This window comes from Mycobacterium sp. DL440 (assembly GCF_011745145.1).
Classification (GTDB): domain Bacteria; phylum Actinomycetota; class Actinomycetes; order Mycobacteriales; family Mycobacteriaceae; genus Mycobacterium.
Genome location: NZ_CP050191.1, coordinates 3,244,196 through 3,265,983 on the forward strand (window position 1 = coordinate 3,244,196; position 21,788 = coordinate 3,265,983).

The following is a 21,788-nucleotide window of genomic DNA, read 5'->3' on the forward strand; positions in this document are numbered from 1 at the left end:
TGCACGCACTCACCGCACATACAGATCGTCGTCACCGAGGCGGGCGTCCGCATTCAGCAACATCGCTGCTTCCTGACGCTTCTCGGGCGCATCGTGGTCGAACCGGCGGTCGGCAGGCTTCTCGTACATCGGCCGCCCGCCGGCGATCGCCCCGGCCAACCGACGCTGACCGGCCAGCGTGCGCTGCTCGGCCCGCTTGCGGTAGTCGTCGCGCTCGGCCGGATCGAGCGCTGCGATGAACGCCTCCGGGTGCACCAGGGCAACCAGACCCGACACGTGACCGAACCCGAGGCTGGTGACCAGACCGGCCTTGAGCGGGAATTTCCCGCGCAGGTCGAGGGGCTCGCGCACCCAGACGAAGTGGCCGGAGGTGGCCAGCTCGTCATCGACGCAGTCCAGGCTGCGGTTCGGCGGGATGACGCCGTCGCGCAGGATCTGGCACAGACCCATCATCTGGAACACCGCCGCGCCGCCCTTGGCGTGCCCGGTCAGCGTCTTCTGGCTGACGATGAACAACGGAGCACCGGACGAACGGCCCATCGAGTCGGCCAGCCGCTCGTGCAGCTCGGTCTCGTTGGGATCGTTGGCCAGCGTCGAGGTGTCGTGCTTGGAGATCACCGCGATGTCGTCGGCACCCACCCCCAGCTTGGCCAGCGACCGGGCCAGCTGCGAGTCCTTGCCGCCACGCCCAGCGCCAAGAGCACCGAGCCCGGGAGCCGGGATCGAGGTGTGCACACCGTCGGCGAAGCTCTGCGCGTAACCGACCACGGCCAGCACCGGCAGGCCCATCTTGACAGCCAGGTCACCGCGGGCCAGCAGGATGGTGCCACCGCCCTGGGCTTCCAGGAAGCCGAGACGACGACGGTCGTTGGCGCGCGAGAACTTCGAGTCGCTGATGCCCTTGGCCCGCATCATCTCGGTGTCGGCGGTGGCCGCCATGTCACCGAAGCCGATGATGGCTTCCAGGGTCAGGTCGTCGAAGCCGCCGGCCACCACCAGGTCCGCCTTGCCGAGACGGATCTTGTCGACACCCTCCTCGACCGAGACGGCCGCTGTGGCGCAGGCGCCGACCGGGTGGACCATCGCGCCGTACCCGCCGACATAGGACTGCATGACGTGTGCCGCAACAACGTTCGGCAGCACCTCCTGCAGGATGTCGTTCGGCTTGGACTTACCCAGCAGGTTGCCGTGGTACATGGTCTGCATCGAGGTCATGCCGCCCATGCCGGTGCCCTGCGTGGAGGCCACCAGACTCGGGTGCACCCAGCGCATCAGTTCGGTCGGGGTGAAGCCCGAGGACAGGAACGCATCTACGGTGGCGACGATGTTCCACAGCGCAACCCGGTCGATCGAGTTGGCCATGTCCGGGGTGATGCCCCACACCGTCGGGTCGAACCCGGTGGGGATCTGGGCGCCGACTGTGCGCGACAGCTTGGTCTTGCGCGGAACCCGAATCTCGGTGCCCGCCTTGCGGATCACCTGCCAGTCACCGGAATCCGGCACCGGCCGAGCCACAGTGTGCTCGGGGTCGAAGGACACGAACGCCCGGGCGTCGGCCTCGCTGGACACGACGAAGCTGAAGTCCTTGTCCAGGAACACGCTGACCAGCAGCGGCGAGGCGTGATCGGGATCGATCGCGCCGTCATCAACGAACTCGCGAATACCGCAGCGCTCAACCACGGCGTCGTGGTAGCGCTCCACGATCTCCGATTCGGGCACCAGCTCACCGGTTTCGGCGTCGTACCAACCGGCCTTGGGATCGTCTTCCCACTTGACCAGACCGGTGGTCCAGGCCAGTTCCAGCACGCCGGCCGCCGACAGCTCGCCGGAGACCTCCATCTCGAAGCGCGTGCGGGACGAGCCGTACGGCCCGAGCTCGGCACCACCGACGATGACCACCAGGTCGGCCGGGTCGACGTCGAGGTCGGCCCACTCCGGCGCGGGCGCCGGGTTGTGCCCGCGCGGGGGGGACGGCAGTGCCGCCAGGACACCAACCTCTTCTTCTTCGGATTCGGCTGCGGCACTTGACATGTCCTCGCGAGCCTTGGCGGCGAGCTCGGCCATGTCGATCTTGATGTCGCCCAGGCCGCCGGTCAGGTCGGCCTTGATCGGCGCGTTGGCCGCGGCCACCTTGGACTCCACCGTGCACAGGTTCAGTAGCATGGCTGCCATCTGCGCACTGCTGTAGGTGGTGACGCCGGCCTCCTCGACCGCGCTGACGATGGCGTCGTTGTGGCCCATCAGCCCGGTGCCCTTGGTCCAGCCGATCAACGCGTGCGCCAGGCTGACCCGCTCGGCCCACGAGCTTTCCGCACTCCAGCGGTTCACCAACGCATCGAGCGCCGACTTGGATTCGCCGTACGCACCGTCGCCGCCGAACATGCCGCGATTGGGCGAGCCCGGCAGCACCACGTGCAGGCGCGAGGCGATGTCACGCTCGGCACCGATCGTCGACAGCCCACCGATGAGCCGCTGCACGGCCCACAGCAGCACCTTCATCTCCATCTCGGAGCGTGAACCCGCCTCCGAGAGGTCCCCGGCCACGCGCGGTGCGGCGAACGGGAACAGCAGCGTCGGAGTCTGCGCATCCTTGAGGTGAATCGATTGCGGCCCAAGGCTTTCGATCTGCTCGCTACCCACCCACTCGACCAGCTTGTCGATGTCGGAGTAGGACGCCATGTTGGCCGGGACTACCCACAGGGTGGCGCCGAAGCGGGCGTTCTCGCGGTAGAGCTTCTTGTAGAACGCGAGCCGGTCGTCGTCCAGACGCGAGGTGGTGGCGATGACGGTGGCACCGCCGTCGAGCAGCTGCCCGACGACCGAAGAGGCGATGGAGCCCTTCGACGCACCGGTCACCACGGCGACCTCATTGGTGTAGCGGCCCTTGCCAGGGTTCTCCGCACCGGCCGCGATGCGACCGAACAGCGATGCATGGATGGTACGCCCAGCGGCCAGAGCCTTGCCCTGCCACCAATTCGCCTGCGTGGCAACGACATGCCCGGCGCCTTCGAATCGCTCGGACAGGCGCTGCCAGTCGGCGTCGATCTCGCCCTCGTCGGCCAGCCACAGCTTGACCAGGTCCTCACGCGCACTGGCCCAGCGGTCGTCGAACACGACGGCCTTCTTGCCGTCGAATGCCGGAGCCACCAATCGCGGCCAGTCCGAACCGAGTTCGGTGGTGACCAGGTCGATCAGCTCAGCGTCGGTCGACGCTTCGGAGACACCCACGGGCGTATCCAGGCCGAGCTGGCCCAGCACCAGGCGCGCGGCCGAGGCCAGCACGCCGTCGGGACCGGTGACCTTCTCGGCGAACTCGTTCAGCGCGGCCGAATCCACCACGCCGCCACCACCGGCGCCACCGGCCGACGGCAGGCTCACCGGAACGCCCTGGCGGGCACCGACAGCGACCACCGCGGCATCGATCACCTTGTCCACATCGGCCGCGGTCGCCAGCGCACCGGCGTGCAGCGCACCCAGGTCGCCGCCGCGCACGCTGCTGCCCTCACGGGTGCCCAGTGCCACCTCGACGGTGACGTGCTTGGCCCAGCCCGGACCCAGCTCCCAGGTCTTGCTGACCCGCTCGGCGATGTAGGCCGGACGCTTGCCCGATGGACCGAACACCGTGCGCAGCTGATCGTTGATGGCGTCCGAGAGAACCGGTCCGAACGGCTTGTAGGTACGGGCCAGCTTGCTGACCTGGCCCTTCAGCGCGCCCAGGTCCGCCTCGGCGGCACCGTCGATGGCACCCAGGTTGAGCTCGGAACCCAGGTCAACCAGCAGTTGGTTGCGGCGCGAGGACGCACCGTCGGTGATGGACTCGATGGAGTCCAGCCCCTCGATCTGGTCGATACGCATCTTGGCGCTCAACGCGATGAGGCCGACAGTGGCATCGGCTGCGTCGAAGCCGATGTCCTCCGGGCGGGGACCGCCCGACGGGGCGGCCGGTGCAGCCGCCGGTGCCGGTGCAGCCGCGGCGGCAGGAGCAGCTTCAGCGGAAGACTCCGTGGGAGCCTCCTCCAACTCAGGCTCCGGCTCCGGATCGGTGTCGCTGGCGAACAGCACCGCGGCATCGCGCTCGGCGTTGAGCACCTCGACGGTGCTGTGGGCGAATTCGGGCAGCTTGAGCGTGTTGGTGGCCAGGCCGGCGACCGTCGGCGCGTTCTTCACGCCGATCTCGACGAACCGCTCCACCCCGAGTCCGCCCGCGGCCTCCTCGATGAACAGCAGGTCCTGGGTCTCGATCCAACGCACGGGGCTCGCGAACTGCCATGCCAGCAGCTCGATCACGACCTTGCGCATCAACTCGCTTGGCTTCTCGTTACGCCAGGTGTCGTAGTCGGCGAGAATCTCGTCGAGCGGCTCGGCCGGCACCAGGTCGCGGATCTCCTGAATGAAATCGCGGTCCAATGTGAACGGCCGGGGCACCAGGTTCGGGACGTAGCGCCCGACCACCAGCTCTGGATCCCGGTCGCGCGGCAGAACGCGTTCCAGGCTGCGCCGGAAATCGTCCACGCCCACCCGCAGCACGCTGGAGTGGAACGGCACGTCGATGCCAGGCACCAGGATGAACGACCGCTTGCCACCGCTGATCTCGCGACGACGCTCGACCTCTTCCTCCAGCGCCTCCAGACCGCGCACGGTGCCGGCGATCGCATACTGCGATCCGCGCAGGTTGAAGTTCACGATCTGTAGGAATTCTCCGGTGTTCGCCGCAATTTGCGCGACGAAGTCCTCGACATCCTCGTCGGCGAGATCGATTTGCGACGGCCGGATCGCGGCCAGCCGGTAGTTGGACCGGCCCCGCTCATCACGCGGCACGATGTCGTGCATCTTCGAGCCGCGGTGGAACACGGCTTCCAGCAGACCTTCGAGCTCGATGACGCCGGAAACACACGCCAGCGCAGTGTATTCGCCGACGGAGTGACCGCAGGCAATCGCACCTTCGACGAACGCGCCCTGTTCACGCATCTCGGCAACCTGGGCCGCAGCCGTCGTGGCCATGGCGACCTGGGTGAACTGCGTCAGGTACAGCACGCCCTCGGGGTGCTCGTAGTGCACACCGGAGGCAATCAGCGACGTCGGGTTGTCGCGGACCACGTGCAGCACCGAGAAGCCCAGCGTCTCGCGGGTGAACTTGTCGGCCTTGTCCCACACCTTGCGTGCGGCCTTGGACCGGGCCCGGACCTCCATGCCCATGCCCTTGGACTGGATGCCCTGGCCGGGGAACGCGTAGACGGTCTTGGGTGCGGCCAGGCGCGCGGTCGCGGCCATCACCAGCTCGGAACCGATGCGGGCCTGAACCTCGACAACCTCTGCGCCGACGTCGATTCCGACCCGGTCGACCCGGAAATCGACCTCGTCGCCCGGCTTGACCATGCCCAGGAAGCGAGCGGTCCAGCCGACCAGTTTGGCCGGCGGAATCGGCTTGCCGTCGGTGGCGGTCACGACGTGCTGGGCCGCGGCCGACAGCCACATGCCGTGCACGATGGGCGATTCCAGACCGGCCAGCAGCGCGGCGGCCCGGTCGGTGTGGATCGGGTTGTGGTCACCGGACACCACGGCGAACGGCCGCATGTCCACGGGCGCACCGATCGTGACGTCGCGGCGGCGACGGCGCGGGGTGTCGGTGGCGTTGTCCGAGATCGCGCCGCCGGCCCGGACCGGGTCGGTCAACTCGGCCCCACCGGTGCGGCCGCGGATCGCGAACCGCTCCTCGAGCTTGGCCAGCTCGGTTCCGTCTGCGCTGCGTACAACTACCGAAACCGGCACAACACGGCCAACTTCGGTGTCATGCGCGGCCGAAGCCGTTGCAGTGACGGTCAATTCGGCCAGCTCGGTCGGCAACGCCGCCAACAGGTGAGCGGCGTGGTCCAGGTGCACCAGGCTCAGCAGACCCTCGACGACCGGGAATCCGGAGTCAGTGGCCGCGGAACCGATCGCGGCGAACACCGCGGGCCAGCACCGGCCGACCAGGGCGTCGGGGACGACGGTGAGCGTCGGCGCCAGCGGGGCACCGAAGGTGGCGGTGACGCCGGTGTGGTCGGCAACCTGCTCGGGGTTCCACACGACGCTGACCGTGGCGGTCCCATCGACAACCGGCGGGAGGGCGTCGGGTCCATCAACACCCGCCGCGATTGCGAGCACCGAACGCATGGCGGTCGCGGCGTCGGCGACCTCGACGACCGGTGCGCCGCCGCTGCGGATGGCGTCGGTCAGGGTGAACCGGATCTCGATCCAGGTTCCCGACAGCGGCACCGACAGCACCACGTGCCGATCGTCGGCAACCTCGAGCCGGGCACCCGTGGACGGGTTTGTGGCGGAACGGTTTTCGTTCACCTGCCACTCCGAGGCCGGCGCAATCCGATGCACGGGGTTGACCGAGGTGCGGCCTGCCCACAGCACGTCGGGGGCGTCGAGCAGCACGGCCAGCGGGCCGGTGACATCGTCACGGCCGTGACGGCGCGACAGCACAGCCTGCGGCTGGGCACCAGCAGCCAGGACCTGATCGACAGCGGCCTGTTCGAAGCGGTCCAGGAGCTCACCGACGGGCTCGTCGACCCGGGTGATGCCGGCGACGGCCTCGGTGCCGGGGATGACGCACACCTGATCGGCGGTGTAGCGCGCATCGTGGGCCTGCCACAGCGAATCGCTGCGCCACCACCGGCGCACATCCTTGTCGATCACGGGAACGAAGTTGACCGGCTTGCCCAGCGTCTTGCACAGCTCGATGAAGAACGGCACATCGGCCGGGTGCAGCTGCACGGAGGCGACATCCGGGTAGGCCGAGACCAGTGCGGTCAGCGCGGCCTTGGGATCTTCCAGCAGCGCCTCGCCGTCACCGGCAGCGTCGAACAGCGTCTCGATCGGTCCGAAATCCTGTGCGTGCAAACGTGCTTCGGCACGCTTGAGCATCTGCTCGAAGCGGTCGCGCCAGGTGATGTCCAGCCACGGCGAGTCCCCGCGCCTGGAATCGGCGGTGCTGTTGCCGTCACCGATGGACAGCTCGACGTAGCGCCGCAGCCACTGCAGGTAGGTCATCTCGGCGACATCGCCGAAGTACGGCTTGGCCGTGTTGGCCATCGCGGCGATGATCTCGTCGCGGCGGGCTGCCACCGCGTCGGCGTCACCGGCAACCTCGTCGAGCAGCCGGCCGCAGCGCGATGCGGTGTTGTCGATCTCGTGGATGTCGGCGCCGAGCTGGCTGCGTCCGGAGGCCATGCCGTTGACGGCCTTGCCCGCACCCACCCAGGTATCGGTGCCCTTGGTGTCCACCAGCAGCTGCTTGACCGCGGGTGACGTGGTTGCCTCAAGCGTGGCCATGGCAGCGGTGCCGACCAGGATGCCGTCGACCGGCATCAGCGGGTAACCGTGTGCGGCCGACCAGCGGCCCGACAGGTACTCGGTGGACCGCTCCGGGGTACCGATGCCGCCGCCGACGCAGATGGTGATGTTGGATCGGCTGCGCAGCTCGGAGTAGGTGGCCAGCAACAGGTCGTCGAGGTCTTCCCACGAATGGTGGCCACCGGCGCGACCGCCCTCGATGTGGGCGATGACGGGCTTGGTGGGCACCTCCGCGGCGATCCGGATCACCGAGCGGATCTGCTCGACGGTGCCCGGCTTGAAGACCACGTGGCTGATGCCGAGGTCATTGAGTTCGCCGATCAACTCGACGGCCTCTTCGAGATCAGGGATGCCCGCAGTGACCACCAGACCGTCGATGGGAGCACCGGACTGACGGGCGCGCTGCACCAGCCGCTTGCCGCCGACCTGCAGCTTCCACAGGTAGGGATCGAGGAACAGCGAGTTGAACTGGATGGCCCGGCCGGGCTCCAGCAGCTCACCCAACTCGGCGATGCGATCGTTGAAGATCGGCTCGGTGACCTGTCCGCCACCGGCGAGTTCGGCCCAGTGGCCGGCGTTTGCTGCGGCCGCGACGATCTTGGCGTCCACTGTGGTGGGGGTCATACCGGCCAGCAGAATCGGTGAACGTCCGGTGAGCCGGGTGAACTTGGTCGAGAGCTTGACCGATCCGTCGGGCAGGCTGACGACCGTCGGGGCGTAGCTGGACCACGGACGGGCCACCTCGGGCACCGCGCCGATGGTGAACAGGTTGCGCTGGCCACCGCGGGTTGCGGCGGGCACGATTCCGATGCCGAGTCCGCGGACCACCGGGGCGGTCAGGCGGGTCAGGATGTCGCCGGGGCCGAGGTCCAGGATCCAGCGGGCGCCGGCCTCGTGCAGCTCGGTGATCTCGTCGACCCAGTCCACCTGGCTGACGAGGATGGCCTCGGTCATCTCGCGGGCCAGCTCGACGTCGATGCCGACGGCCTCGGCCCAGCGGGCGACGATGTCGACGCCGTCGGCCAGGCGCGGCGTGTGGAAACCGACCTCGACCTGCACCGGGTCGAAGACCGGGGCGAAGACCGCACCGCCGCGGACTTTGCTCTTGCGCTCGGCCTCTTCCTTCTCAGCGATCTGGTTGCAGTACAGCTCGAACCGCGACAGCTGCTCAGGTGTGCCGGTGATCACAACAGAGCGCCGGCCGTTGCGGATGGACAGCACCGGGGGCAGCACGGTGCGCACGTCCTGGCTGAACTCTTCGAGCAGCTCGTAGATGCGCTCGGGCTCGGCATTGGTCACCGACACCATCGGTGGACGGTCGCCGAGCACGGTGATCCCGCGACGACGGGCGACCAGGGTGCCCGCTGCGCCGATCAGCTGCGCCAGCGCCAGCAACTGCACGTCCTTGGCACCCTTGGCGGCCAGAGCCTCGACGCCCAGTACGCCCTGGGAATGTCCGGCGACGGCCACCGGCGGGGTCGCAGCCAGGTCCATGCCCTGGCGGGCCAGTGCCCGCACCGCGGCGATCTGGGTGAGCAGGACGCCCGGGACCGAAACAGCGGCGGAGGTCAGCTGCTTGTCGGACGGCACCGGCTCCTCGGCAGCCAGAGCGCGGACCCACTGCAGGGGCTCGAACCCGATGGGCCGGACCACGACGAGCTCGGCGGCGACCGGCTCGAGCAGCAGCTCGGCCTCACCGGCCAGGGTCGCCAGTTCGGCCTCGATACCGGCCGAGGACACCAACTCCTCGAGAGTCTCCAGCCAGGCGCTGCCCTGGCCGCCAAAGGCGACTGCGTAGGGCTCACCGGCGCTCAGCCGATCGACGAGGGCGTGGGTGGAGTCAGCCTGCCGATTGTCGGATCCTGAGTCGTCGTTGCGACCGGCGGACACCCGGTCGTGTTCATAGATCGTCACTGGCGCTATCTCCTCGGTGCTGCTGCGGTTCTGCGGTGAATGGTGTCGCGTGTGGCTGTCGCGTGCGGTCTTAGGTATCTGTCTGCATGTCTGGGGCGGTGCAGCTGCCCGGCGACAAGCCAACGGCGATTCAACGTCGAATCAGGTGAGGAACGCGGTGCCGCCGGAGCCCTCCGGACGGTGTCACTCACATTCCTGCCGTACTAAGAGTGTCATAAGAGGCAGTGGGTTCTTTCCGCCCAGATTGGTTACTGGCGAGTTCTACGCATGGGTAACCGGCGGTAACGTAACGCCGCGCCGAGCGGCGCCCAAAGCTATTCGGGACAAACGTCCTGCATGCAGGTGGTTACGGTCGAGTAGGGATAACTGCGCAGATCAAGGCAGTATTGTTATCGAATCGTTATCTAAATTTTCGGCCAGATCCGAGGCCGCCAACAGACTGTGAACCAGAAGACAATCGAGCCGTTTGTGTCTAGCGAATCCCGCTACCACGAGCCATAAGTTTGCTGGAATATCTTACTCGTCGGTAACTATTCAGTCGGCGGCGGCCACGCCCGCACGCAGGGCCCGGTCCACTCTGGCCGAGACCACCGCGCGGGCCAGCTCGGGCAAACCGGCATCAGAAGGGCCGCCCCGACATTCGGTGACCGCAGCGGCAGCCGACTCAGCCAGGTGATCGATCGCTGCGCCGGTCGCCCGGCAGAGATGGGCCATGCTGCGGACGAGACGCCGATGGTCCGCCGCACCGCCGGCGAGCGCGACCAACGCTGGATCGGTCACCTCGACGGAGCCGTCCACGATGTGCACCAACCCGAATTCGGCCAGCGCACGGACGTCGTCGTCGGCCGGGTCCACATTCAATGGCAGCGTCGTCGGCCGGGACCAGCCCGAGTCCTCGACCCCCAAGGCGTCGGACAGATCCTTGCCGCCACGCAAAGCGGCGAAGAACTCGGCGATGTGCGCCGAGTTGAAACCCTTTGCCAGTAGCTGGCCGATCGCTGTCAACTGATCGAGGTGGCGCTCGCCGTAGTACGCCGAGCGTCCGACGCGGCGCGGTGAATCCAGCAACCCGCGTTCACGATAGGCGCGGATATTGCGAGTGCTGACGCCGGAAATACGCGCCAGGTCCTCAAGACGGTACTCAACCAAGCCGGCGTCCCCCGCGTCGGTTTGAACAGCGATTCATGCCGACACCCTACCCTCCGGTTAATGTTGCGAGCGAATTCGCAGTTGCAGCATTCCGTCGTGCGCATACCTCATCGTCAACGCCATCATCTGCGGATATGCTGACTACCTTCCCTCAACTCATACATGAGAGTGCATTTTCAGCCAACTTGATGAATCGCACGAAAGCCGACCCGGAGTCGAAATTCACAACGCGCCAAAGAAGTCGGGTCGCTTCGACGCCTACGGTGAGAGAGCATGTACCCCTGCCCCACGAAACACATTTGACGAAAGGTGCCCGCGTGCGTCCCTGGATCGTTTGGGCCACCGGACTACTTGCGTACATCATCGCGGTTCTCGATCGCACCACCCTCGGCGTCTCGGGCCTGCAGGCCGCCGACAGATTTGCCGCAAGCCCGAGTGTGCTGTCCACATTCGTGGTGTTGCAGGTGATCGTCTACGCCGCGGCCCAGGTTCCCGCCGGACTGCTGTTGGACCGCTTCGGTTCCCGTCTGCTCATCGTCTGCGGTGCCGCGCTGATGACCGCCGGGCAGCTCGTGCTCGCACTCAGCGAGTCACTACCCGCGGCCATCGGTGCGCGAGCCATCGTCGGTCTTGGCGACGCACTGACCTTCATCTCGGTGCTCCGCCTGGTGCCCTGTTGGTTCGAGCCGGCTCGCGTCCCCTTGGTGGCCCAGTTGACGGGCATCTGCGGCCAGCTCGGCCAGGTCCTCTCCGCGGTCCCGTTCCTGGCGATCCTCACCGGAAGAGGTTGGACGCCCGCCTATCTGTCGGTCGCCGCCTTCGGGCTTGTGGTGATCGTGTTGGCGCTGGCCCTGATCCGCAACACGCCCCCCGGTTCGACGATGACGTCCGAGCCGATCTCACTGCACACCACCCTGTCTCGCATCAAGACCGTCTGGCTGCGACCCGGTACCAGGCTCGGGTTCTTCACTCACATGGGCACGCAGTTCTCGGTGACGGTGTTCGCGTTGATGTGGGGAGTGCCCTATCTCACAGTGGCGCAGGGGCTTTCGGAGACGGCAGCGGGCTCGCTGCTGACCGTCTCGGTGGTGGCCGCCATCTCGGCCGGGATCATGATCGGCATATTCACCGGGCGCCATCCGCACCGCCGGTCACGCCTGGTGCTCTGGATCATCGCGAGTAACGCGTTGGTGTGGACCGTGGTACTGGCCTTGCCCGGCCCGGCGCCGGTGTGGTTGTTGGTGGTACTCATCGTCGTCATCTCGGTGGGCGGTCCCGGATCGATGGTCGGCTTCGACTTCGCCCGTACTTTCAATCCGAGCCACACCCTCGGTACCGCCCAGGGCATGGTGAACATGGGCGGTTTCCTGGCCGCACTGCTGGTGATGCAGGCGATGGGTCTGATCCTGTCCGGAACGGACAGTTACTCGTTCGCGTCGTTCCGCGCGGCCTGGTCAGTGCAGTATGCGGTGTGGATCCTGGCCACTATCGGAATCCTGATCACCCGCCACAAGACGCGCCGCCTGCTCGCGGCCGAGCAGGAACGAATGCTGTTGGAGAGCTTCGAGACTCACCCGGGTCGGTGAATATCCAGACGCCGTTCGACGATCGCCGCTGCATGCCGGTGTCCGACGGCCTCGAACCCGACGACGACCACCACCGGAGCCGCGGTGACCACCAACAGACACAGCGCCATCGACGTCCCGTGCGCGGCCAGCGCCACCGCGGCCACGAGCGCGGCTCCGGCCAGCACCAGCAACAGTGCGTGGAGCAGATCGACCTGTCCCAACAGACATGAGTAGATGACAAACGTCGAGAGCACGTAGATGCCCACTGGAATCGCCACCGCCAGCACGGTGCCGACGGAATCCAGCTTCGACTGATCCTCGACGTAGTAGGCCGCCACGTGCAGCCCCGCGCCGGTGGCCACGATCGCACCGAACACCGCCACGTGCAGGTAGCCGTACCAGAACGAGAGCTGGCGTCTGGCGTGCAGCAACTCGCCGGCCGGAATCAGGAAATACACCCACCACATCCCGAAGGTAAGGCCGGTTCCGGCAGCTACCAGCAGGATGGCATCGGTGGACCAGCCGTGCTCCCCCACTGCCGCCGTCAACGACGCCACGGTGCCGACCACACCTTCACCCAGCGCGATGATCGCGAGCAATCCGTATCGCTCGGCGACGTGGTGGGCATGCCACGGGGTGCCGCCCATGCGCCGCTCGGCCAGGATCGGCCCGCTGATCTCCACCACCATCAGAACCAGGGCGGTGACGAAGAAGGCCGTCAACGAGGTCTGCACGAAGATCTGCGCCACCCACCCGATCTGGGCGACGACGACCGCGCACGCATAGGTCAGGCACGCGGACCGGCGGGGCGGATCCTGCGCGGCGGCCCGTAACCACTGCCCCACCAAGGCAATTCGCATCACCACATAGCCGGCCACCATCACCATGTTGTCGACGTGCCCGCCGTGTTCGATCGAGGCGAACACCGGAGGTATGCCCAACGCGAGGACGATGACGCCGACCATCTGCAGCATCGTCATCACGCGGTAGACCCAGTCGTCGGTGTCGTACGCGGACGCGAACCAGGTGAAGTTCATCCACGCCCACCAGATCGCGAACGCGGCGAACCCGAAACCCGCCAGCCCGGCCGACACGTGACCCTCGGCCATCAGATGCGCGAACTGCGCGGCGGCCACCCCGAACGCGATCACGAACGTCAGGTCGAACAGCAATTCCAACGGACTCGCCACCCGGTGCTGCTCGTGCGGGTCGCGTCCGGACATCCGGCTCAGGCGGTGGCTTTGAACCGGGCGGGGCGTGTTCTCGTTCAACCTGATATGTCCTCTTTCTCACCACGTTTCCCCGCAATTCCATCGCATCGGGACGCCGGACTGTGGATTGCCGACGGCGTGGTGACAGAAACTCACCGAAATTCGAGTAGTGCACTACTGATGTCAGGACTCCGCCCGCGCTCGAGGATACGTATATGCACAAGCAATTCAGGCTGAACCTCCTGGGCGAGTTCGCCGTGTACCGGGACACGGAACCGCTGGTGTTGCCGCCCTCATGCCGCCGGTTGGTGGCGCTTGCCGCCGTGAAGCGTCGCGAGCTGCACCGCAGCTGGGTCTGCGACCTGCTGTGGCCGGGCAGCCCTCCGCACAAGGCGGTCTCCTCGTTGCGCTCGGCGCTGTGGCGATTGCGACCACTGGGCGCCGACGCGTTGCTCGTGGTGCGGCACCAGTACGTCAGCCTGGCGCCCGAGGTGACGGTCGACTGGCACGAGGCGGTCGACTGGCACGAGGCGATGACCGTGATCGAAGGACGACCGGTGTCTGCGGGCAACCATCCGACACTGCACCGGCTGGTGCGCAGCGGTGACCTGCTCGAAGGGTGGACCGATTCCTGGTGCACCGCCGAGCGTGACCGCTACCGCGCCATCCAGCAGTCTGTTCTGGACACTCCCGACAGTGTGCCGAGGCAGGTGACGCACTCCGCGGTCCCGAGCTCTGCTCTCCGTCCCACGTCTCGCGGGGGTCGCCCCCACATCGACAATGCAGGGTGCCGGCCGTGAGTGCGTTACTGCTCGGCCTCTTCGTGGTCAGCGCAGCGGCGACCGCGTGTGCGGTACACGAGCTGCAGACATGGCTGGAGCGGTGGGCGTACGAGCGGCACGCTCAGGACTGACGCCGTTCGACTGAAGGTCCCGCTACACCGGGTCGAAGGACGAGATCAACCAGTTGCCGTCGATCTTGCTCAACCCCACTTTGACCGCGCTGGCCGTGAAGCTCCCATTGGGGTTGTCGGCGCTGGTCGTGGCCTGGTTGACGAACACCAGCGCCACCGCTGAATCGGGATGGATCTCCGAGACAGCCGAGCGCACCACTGCTGCGCTGGTCTTGACCGATTTCTGCTTGGCGGCCGGGGCGACGATCTCCTGGGTGAACTGGGTGTAGTACGACAGGAAATCGCCGGTCAGGTGCGACTTCGCAGCCGAGAAGTCTCGGTCGAGACTGTCCGGCGCATAGCTCAGCAGTGCCACGGTCCCATCGCTCGCGGCCTTGAGCGCCGTTGCCGACGCCGCCTGACCGGTCTGCTGGTCGCCGCGGTATTGCGCGAAGTACAGCCATCCCGCCAGAGCCGCCGACGCGATCAGCGCCACGACCAGTGCCAGCGGGAACCACAGCTGCGTCAGCTTCCGGCGCCACCCTGCTGCGGGCTCGTCGGCCGCGGAGCCGGTGACGTCCTCGGCCAGGTCGGCCTCGGTGGCGCTCTGCTCGCCGGCTTCGTCGGCGGTGTCGATCTCGACTGCCGCCTCGGTGTCGTTCTCGGTTTTCTTGATATCCACGGTCACGGCACGAACTCGACTTTCGACAGCTTGATCTGGTCGCCTTCGCGGACCATGTCAACGGCCACCCGCCACGGCCGCGGTTGCTTGTTGGCACCTGTGGTGTTGGTCACCTGGGTGTTGACCGCGACCAGAACGACAGCGTTGTCATCGCTCATGGTGTCCACGGCGGCGGCGGTCACTTTCGCCTCGGTCACCACCTTCGCGTCCTGGGCCAGCTTGACGAAGTCTTTCGACTGCGCTTCGAAATCCTCCCGGAACTCGCCCGTCGAGTTGTCGAGAATGTTTTTGACGGCGTCCTGAGCGTGGTTGAAATCCAGCGACATGAGCGTCACGACGGTCTGGCGGGCCGCGGCGGTGTATTCGGCCGCCAACTGCTGGCGATGCTCGGCCTGCCGGTGGTGCCAGATCATCCAGCCACTGAATCCGAGCAGCCCGGCGATGACGATGATCGTCAGACAGCTGGCCAGCACCTTCCAGAACAGGCGCGACACCTGCACCCTCGGCAGCCGACGGGACAACTTACCCCCGACTTCTCCCGCTGCTTCCGGCTCGGCATTGTCGAGCGGCTCGGCCTCGACGGCTCCCGCCTCTGCATCGACGCCGGTGGTGTCGGTGACCTCGTGGGTATCGGAGCCTTCGGCGTCGACGATGTCGGCGTCATCAGTGGCATCGTCTGCCACGGTGGTGTCCGCGGCGTCCTTGCCGGTGGCAGCCTGGTTACGCAGCCGAATGGCGCGGGCCCGGGCGCGTGCGGCAACCGCTGCGGCCTCGGCCTCTGCGGCCTCGGCTTCGGCCAGCTCGGCCGATTTCAGTGCGTCGCCTGGCGACGCATCATCTTCGCTAGTATCGAGTACTGGCGACAAAGGCTTGCGGGACGGCATGCCGACCTCCTGTCCGTTCAGCAGCCTGCTTAACGAGAATTACGTTATCAGTTTGCGGTAGTGACCCGAGAGTACATCATCGATAGCAGGCACCTAAATGGCCATTTACCTGCGGAAATGATGTTTACGTGCTGTGCGTTCACTCAACCCGGGCTGGTCGTCATCCGCGCCTCAAGCTGGTTCTTCATCACCTTGCCGGTGGCATTGAGCGGCAGTTCGTCGAGGAACTCGACATACCTGGGCACTTTGTAGCCAGCCATGCGCTCGCGGCTCCAGGCAATGAGGTCCTCGGCAACCACAGCCGAGACCCCTGGCTCGTCGCGCAGCACCACGAACGCCTTACCGACCTGCCCCATCCGCTCGTCGGCGACGCCGATGACGGCAATCTGCGCTATCGCCGGGTGCTCCAGCAGGAATCCCTCGATCTCAGCCGGGTAGGCATTGAACCCGCCGACGATGAACATGTCCTTCTTCCGTCCGACGATCCGCAGCCGGCCGGATTCGGTGAACTCGCCGAGATCTCCGGTGTGCAGCCAACCGTCGGGGTCGATCGCCTCGGCGGTAGCCGCCGGATCGTCCAGATAGCCCTGCATCACGTTGTATCCGCGCACCAGCACCTCGGCGTCATCGGCGATGCGCACCTCGACGTCCTCACACGGAAGTCCGGCGGTGGTGGCCACCTCCTCGGCCGAATCACCGGGTCGTGACAACGTGACGTTGCCCGCCTCGGTAAGGCCGTACCCGGTCATCAGCGTCTGGAACGGCAACTCCTCGCGGATGCGTCGCACCAACTCCACCGGGATGTCGGCGGCACCGGTCACCCCCGCGCGCAGCGTGGCCAGCCGGTCACGGTCGGCGACGGCGAGCAGTGAGTGATACAGCGTGGGCGGGCCAGGCAGCATCGTGATGCGTTCACGCTCAATGAGTTCCACGACATTGTCGACGTCGAACACCGCGACCGGCAGCATGGTCGCGCCGCGCAGGAAGGACGCCACCAACCCGGCCTTCAACCCGAAGGTGTGGAAGTACGGGTTGATCATCAGATAGCGATCGCCTTCGCGCAGATCCGCCAGCGTGGCCCATTCCTCGTAGGCCCGCAGCGTCTGGCGATGGTTCATCATCGCGCCCTTGGGCCTGCCGGTGGTGCCCGAGGTGAAGATGACGTCGGCGATGTCGGTCGGCCGGAGCTCGTCTACGCGGCCCTGGCTGAACGTACGCCCGCTACTCAGGAAGTCCGACTTCAGATCGATGGTGGGGACGTCGAGATCGGTCTCGGAGAACGTGAAATCCTGCCCGAGGAAACCCTTTTGGATCATCACCGCCTTGGCGCCGCTGCGCGCCACCACGTCGGCAGCCTCTTCGGCCTTGAAGCGGGTGTTGACCGGAACCAGGACGCCACCGGCGGCCATGATCCCGAACGCGGCGATGATCCATTCCGCCGAATTGGGAGCCCAGACCGCAACCCGGTCCCCCTTGGCGATGCCGAATTCGGCGAACGCACCCGAGGCTTTCCGGATACGCTCGCCGACTTCGGTGAAAGACAGGCGCAGCGAACCGTCGACGACAGCCTCGGCATCGCCGAAACGGTCCGCTGCACCCAAGACCATCGCGGGGATGGTCTGCCGTTGTTCGATGTGTCCGACCCCTTAGACCGTGACCAGCCGGCTGAGGTTGCCGCCCATGATCTTGGCCTGATCTTCGACGGCCAGGTGCTCGAGCGCGGTCACGTAGTGAGTGGGCTCGGCCAGGCCCTCCGGGTGCGGCCAGTCGGAGCCGTAGAGAACCTGGTCCACGCCGATCAGGTTGATCAGCTCGTCGATGCCCTCTTCGTAGAACGGGCTGACGTAGATGCGGTTCTTGATCTCCTCGATCGGGTTGCCGGCAAAGGCCTCGGGGGCCTTCTTGTAGACCTCGGACATCGAGTCCAGCAGCGGGAACATCCACTTCGACCCGGCCTCGACGATGCCGACCTTGAGCTTCGGGAAGCGGAACAGCGCACCGTGAATTACCCAGGACGCCACCGCATCCTGGATCGGACGCCACTCGTTGAGGATCGACATCGCATTGGTCTGGAACGGCAGCATCTCCTGCGCGGCGCCGTCCCACTCCGAGGTGTAGCGCGAGTAGCCGCTGTCGGAGGAGTGCATGCCGACGAACACGTCGTACTCGACGCACTTCTGCCAGAACGGATCGAACTCGGGTAGCGCGAAGGAACGCGGACCACGGAAGCCGGGCACCGGCGCCGGGCGGACCAGGATGGCGCGCGCACCGCGTTTGACCGCCCACTCGAGCTCCTCGATCGCCTTGTCGACGATGGGCAGCGTGATCACCGGCGTGGTGAAGATGCGGTTCTTGTAGTTGAAGCCCCACACCTCATCCAGCCACTGGTTCAACGAGTGGATGATGACGTGGATCGCGACCGGATCGTCGCGCAGCCGCTCCTCGATCAGGCTGGCCAGCGTCGGGAACATCAGGCTGCGGTCGAGGCCCAGCTCGTCCATCAGCTCGAGGCGCGGAGCCGGTTCGAAGAACGCCGGGATGGACTTCATCGGCTCGCCGAACAGCTCGCGCTTGCTCTTGCCATCCGGGTTACCGAACTTGAAGTACTCCTCCCACGCGCCAGGCTTGGCGACATGCGAGAACGTCGGATTCGGGATGTAGTTGCTGATCTGACCCTTGATCGCGATCTTGGTGCGTCCGTTGATCTCGACGTACTGAACGATGTCCTTGTACTCCTTGGGGAGATACGTCGTCAGCGCCTCGGGCGGCTCATAGAGGTGGTTGTCCGCGTCGAACAGCGGAAACGGAATGTCGACCCTGTGCGACAGTTGTCCCATGGAAAACTCCTTTGCAATTCCAGAGAATCATATTCTCACTTGCTAGCTGCCGCAATGCCCGACCCGCCCAGGGCAGCCCGCTCAACGGACGAGGGCAGCAATCTCCTGCCGGATACGGAACTTCTGCACCTTGCCGCTGGCCGTGCGGGGAAAATCTTCGGCCTGATGTAGCTCTTCCGGCCACTTCTGCCGGGCCACCCCACTGGCCTCGAAATGCGCCCGGACCTGATCGAGCGTGGGCATCGTGCCGCCGTCACGGACCCGCAGAACCGCGGCCACGCGCTCACCCAGCCGGGTATCCGGTGCGGCCACCACAATCACCTCGATCACGTCCAGCAAACCCAGCAGCACCTCCTCCACCTCGAGCGCGCTGATGTTCTCGCCACCTCGGATGATGAGGTCGGTGGTGCGGTCGGTAATGGTCAGATACCCGTCGGCGTCCAGCACGCCGATGTCCCCGGTGCGGTACCAGCCGTCGGCGTCGAAATGCTTTGCGGTGAGGGCATCGTCGGTGTACCCCAGGCACAGGTCCGGTCCACGGCTGAAGATCTCACCGTCCGGTCCGAGCCGGATCTCCACCCCGGGACGCACATTGCCGTCGGTGTACAACCGCTTGGTCTCCGGGGCCCCCGCACCCGATCCGGTGATCGACGGATGCTCGGTGCTGCCGTAGGAACGGAAGACGAACAGGCCGAGATCGGCGAGCCGCCGGGTGACGGCCGCGGGCACGGTCGAGCCGCCGAGGCCGACGGTGCTGAACCGGGCCAGGTGCCTTTCGTTGAACTGCGGATGGTCCATGAGGCTGGTGACGAAGTAGGGCGGTCCGCCGCCGATGGACAGTTCGTCGCGTTCGATCAACTCCAGGACCTTGCCTGGATCCCAGACGTCGCACAGATCGATCGGGGCGCCCTCCAGCACCGGGATGAGGAACGCGCCGAGCATGCCGATGAAATGGCCGACGGGCGTGGCCGTGAGTTGACGGCCCCGGTTCGGCGGGTAGTTCTCCAGCAGTTGGCGGGTTTCGAAGCCGAGCGTCTGATGGCTGTGGATGACCCCTTTGGGCTCACGCGTGGTTCCGGAGGTGAAGGCAATCAGGGCCGGCGCGGCCGGATCGGTGGTCAGGGTGCCCCTCATCGGCTCGTCGGCAAGGAGATCGGTATACGAGGCTTGACCGACCAGGCCCACGATCGGGACGTCCGCGCACAGCTCCGGCTCGAACTTCATCCGGCCGAATTGCTCGGTGGTGATGAACACCTTCGGCTTGGCCGTGGCCATGATGTGGCCGAGTTCCTTGCGCCCGTAGAAGTGCACGATCGGGACCGTCACCGCACCGAGGAAGGCCGAGGCCCAGAACGCGACCGCGGCCTCCATCCAGTTGGGCAACTGCAGCGCCACGACGTCACCGGGGCCGACGCCGCGATCCCGGAGCCCGGCGGCCAGCCGCCGGGCGGTGTGCTCGACCTCGCCGAACGTGCCCTGGTACGGACGCGTCGCGGAGTGGACGTAGAAGCCGGCGTCGGGACTCGCGGCCAATCCTTCGGCCAGCATCTCGCCCAGGGTTTCGGGCCGCCACCAGCCTTCTTCGACGTACCGTTTGGTCAGCTCAACGGGGATGTCGCGCACAACGGTGATGTTATTCTCATCAGACGAGAATGCCAATCCCGGAACTGGAGAACGTTTGATGGTCGACCTCGAAATCGACGGCGAACTGGCGGTCATCACGATCGACCGGCCACAGGCACGCAATGCCATCTCGCTGGACACCATGGATGCGCTGAACAAGGCGCTGGACGGCGCAGCCGGCGCGTCCGCCCTGGTGATCACCGGCGGCGGCGACCGGGCGTTCGTCTCCGGGGGCGACCTCAAGGAACTCGCGGCGCTGCGCACCGAACTCGAGGCTTCCGAGATGGCCTGGCGGATGCGCACGATCTGCGACCGCATCGCCGGTTTCGACGGACCGGTCATCGCCGCGCTGAACGGCCATGCCCTGGGCGGCGGGGCCGAGGTCGCGGTGGCAGCCGACATCCGAATCGCCGCTGACGACATCAAGATCGGCTTCAACCAGGTCGCGCTGGCGATCATGCCGGCCTGGGGTGGGGCCGAACGGCTCGCCACCCTGGTCGGCCGCAGCCGGGCGTTGCTGCTGGCCGGGACCGGCCGCATCCTCGGGGCGCGTGAGGCCGAGCAGGTGGGCCTGATCGACCAGGTGGTCCCCCGCGCCGAATTCGCCGAGACCTGGCGGTCGACGGCGCAGTTGCTGGCCCGACGTCAGGCCGGTGAGGTCAAGCGGGTGATCAACGGGGTCCCCACCACCGAGGCAGTTTCGGCCTTCGCCCGGCTCTGGTGCTCCGACGAGCACTGGGCCGCCGCGGACAAGGTGATGAACAAAGGGAAGTGAACGCCATCCAGCCTTCCCTCCCGCCGAAATGGCATTCCAACAGGAAAAGGTCGAGTGCGGACCTGCTGGAATGCCATTTCGGCGAGGGGATGTCAGCCGCGCAACTCCCGGACCGGATCACTGCCGTCCCAGCTGATGGCCTGCTCACGCACATAGGCACCCATGCCGGCGGACGCCTCGGTCAGTTCCATGATCTCGACGATCGCGGCACCCGTCGGCGGCTCGAAGTAGGCGAATCGAACGCCCTCACCTTCCCCGCCCGACCACACCTGCGGCCAGCCGGCCTCGCGTAGCCTGTCCATCGCCGCATCGAAATCGGCTGTCCAGTAGGCGAGTTGGTGAAAGCCACCGCCGGCGCCGGCGAGGAACTCAGTGAAGATGCTCGGCGTGTCATCGAGTTGTTGGATCAACTCGACCTGCAGGTCACCGCTGTTCGACAACGCGAGGGATAGTTTCACCTCGCAGTGCGCGCCCCGGTAGGTCACGCGCTGCGGCAGGTTGCGGATCACGAACCACGGGCCCACACCCATCTTCAGCCAGTCAGATATCGCGTCGTCCATGTCGGTGACCACATACCCGATCTGGCGGACCTCCCCCGGTAGAACCTTGCTCACGCCGCCTCCCTCCAGTTGTCCCGTCTGAACTGCCCACGAGAGCCTACCGAGAGGTGGTTCTCACTAGACGAGAATTGCATTTCCAGTTATCGTCAGCGACGTGTCAACACAGATTGCTCTGGCGCCCGAGATCTCGACGTGGCCCGACGCCGAACCCCAGCTGATCGGCAGCCGCTGCACCGACTGCACAGCCACCACATTCCCGGCCCAGGCCCGCTGCCCCAAATGCTCCGGCGGTAACACCGAACAGACCCGCCTACCCCGGCGCGGCACAGTCATCGCCTGGACCACCCAGGGC

13 protein-coding genes are annotated in these 21,788 nt (G+C 66.5%); 4 read left to right on the plus strand and 9 right to left on the minus strand.

Going from position 1 to position 21,788, the window contains the following annotated elements; translation table 11 throughout:
- Window positions 1-9 precede the first annotated feature (9 nt).
- Together HBE63_RS15625 and HBE63_RS15630 are read right to left on the minus strand one after the other, a co-directional pair.
- Complete coding sequence (locus HBE63_RS15625; protein WP_166905546.1) at window positions 10-9,255, minus strand: type I polyketide synthase; 9,246 nt, start codon at window positions 9,253-9,255, stop codon at window positions 10-12.
- 534 nt (window positions 9,256-9,789) lie between these two features.
- Window positions 9,790-10,404 (minus strand): MerR family transcriptional regulator, encoded by a 615-nt coding sequence (locus tag HBE63_RS15630; protein WP_166905547.1) that lies wholly within the window; start codon window positions 10,402-10,404, stop codon window positions 9,790-9,792.
- A gap of 317 nt (window positions 10,405-10,721) precedes the next feature.
- Between HBE63_RS15630 and HBE63_RS15635 the strand changes: the two genes are divergently transcribed.
- Window positions 10,722-11,990: a nitrate/nitrite transporter gene (locus HBE63_RS15635; RefSeq protein WP_166905548.1), complete on the plus strand. Its 1,269-nt coding sequence runs from the start codon at window positions 10,722-10,724 to the stop codon at window positions 11,988-11,990.
- Here the strand turns inward: HBE63_RS15635 and HBE63_RS15640 are convergent.
- Complete coding sequence (locus tag HBE63_RS15640) at window positions 11,975-13,195, minus strand: low temperature requirement protein A (protein ID WP_166905549.1); 1,221 nt, start codon at window positions 13,193-13,195, stop codon at window positions 11,975-11,977. The two genes, HBE63_RS15635 and HBE63_RS15640, sit on opposite strands and share 16 nt — an antisense overlap.
- A 203-nt stretch (window positions 13,196-13,398) precedes the next feature.
- Here HBE63_RS15640 and HBE63_RS15645 point away from each other — a divergent pair, with 203 nt between their 5' ends.
- Window positions 13,399-13,983, plus strand: coding sequence for a transcriptional regulator (locus tag HBE63_RS15645; RefSeq protein WP_166905550.1), 585 nt, complete (start codon window positions 13,399-13,401; stop codon window positions 13,981-13,983).
- A 135-nt stretch (window positions 13,984-14,118) separates the two neighbouring features.
- Here HBE63_RS15645 and HBE63_RS15650 read toward each other — a convergent pair whose 3' ends face one another.
- The 5 genes from HBE63_RS15650 to HBE63_RS15670 form a co-directional block, all read right to left on the minus strand.
- Window positions 14,119-14,763 (minus strand): twin-arginine translocation pathway signal, encoded by a 645-nt coding sequence (locus HBE63_RS15650; protein ID WP_166905551.1) that lies wholly within the window; start codon window positions 14,761-14,763, stop codon window positions 14,119-14,121.
- On the minus strand, window positions 14,760-15,641 hold the full coding sequence (locus tag HBE63_RS15655) for a tetratricopeptide repeat protein (RefSeq protein ID WP_166905552.1): 882 nt from the start codon (window positions 15,639-15,641) through the stop codon (window positions 14,760-14,762). Before HBE63_RS15655 ends, HBE63_RS15650 begins: the two co-directional genes overlap by 4 nt.
- A gap of 143 nt (window positions 15,642-15,784) precedes the next feature.
- On the minus strand, window positions 15,785-17,248 hold the full coding sequence (locus HBE63_RS15660; protein WP_243858079.1) for a FadD3 family acyl-CoA ligase: 1,464 nt from the start codon (window positions 17,246-17,248) through the stop codon (window positions 15,785-15,787).
- A gap of 39 nt (window positions 17,249-17,287) precedes the next feature.
- Entirely contained in the window at window positions 17,288-18,478 is a 1,191-nt protein-coding gene (locus tag HBE63_RS15665) for an amidohydrolase family protein (protein ID WP_166905553.1), read from the minus strand.
- Window positions 18,479-18,559: 81 nt separating this feature from the next.
- Window positions 18,560-20,101 (minus strand): AMP-binding protein, encoded by a 1,542-nt coding sequence (locus tag HBE63_RS15670; protein ID WP_166905554.1) that lies wholly within the window; start codon window positions 20,099-20,101, stop codon window positions 18,560-18,562.
- A gap of 58 nt (window positions 20,102-20,159) precedes the next feature.
- On the opposite strand from HBE63_RS15670, the gene HBE63_RS15675 reads away from it, so the two are divergent.
- A complete protein-coding gene (locus HBE63_RS15675) occupies window positions 20,160-20,876 on the plus strand; it encodes an enoyl-CoA hydratase/isomerase family protein (RefSeq protein ID WP_166905555.1) in 717 nt (238 codons plus the stop codon).
- A gap of 92 nt (window positions 20,877-20,968) precedes the next feature.
- On the opposite strand, the gene HBE63_RS15680 is transcribed toward HBE63_RS15675, so the two are convergent.
- Complete coding sequence (locus HBE63_RS15680) at window positions 20,969-21,490, minus strand: VOC family protein (RefSeq protein WP_166905556.1); 522 nt, start codon at window positions 21,488-21,490, stop codon at window positions 20,969-20,971.
- An 88-nt stretch (window positions 21,491-21,578) separates the two neighbouring features.
- On the opposite strand from HBE63_RS15680, the gene HBE63_RS15685 reads away from it, so the two are divergent.
- Window positions 21,579-21,788 (plus strand): Zn-ribbon domain-containing OB-fold protein (locus HBE63_RS15685; RefSeq protein ID WP_243858735.1); only part of this gene is annotated, 210 nt, incomplete at its 3' end.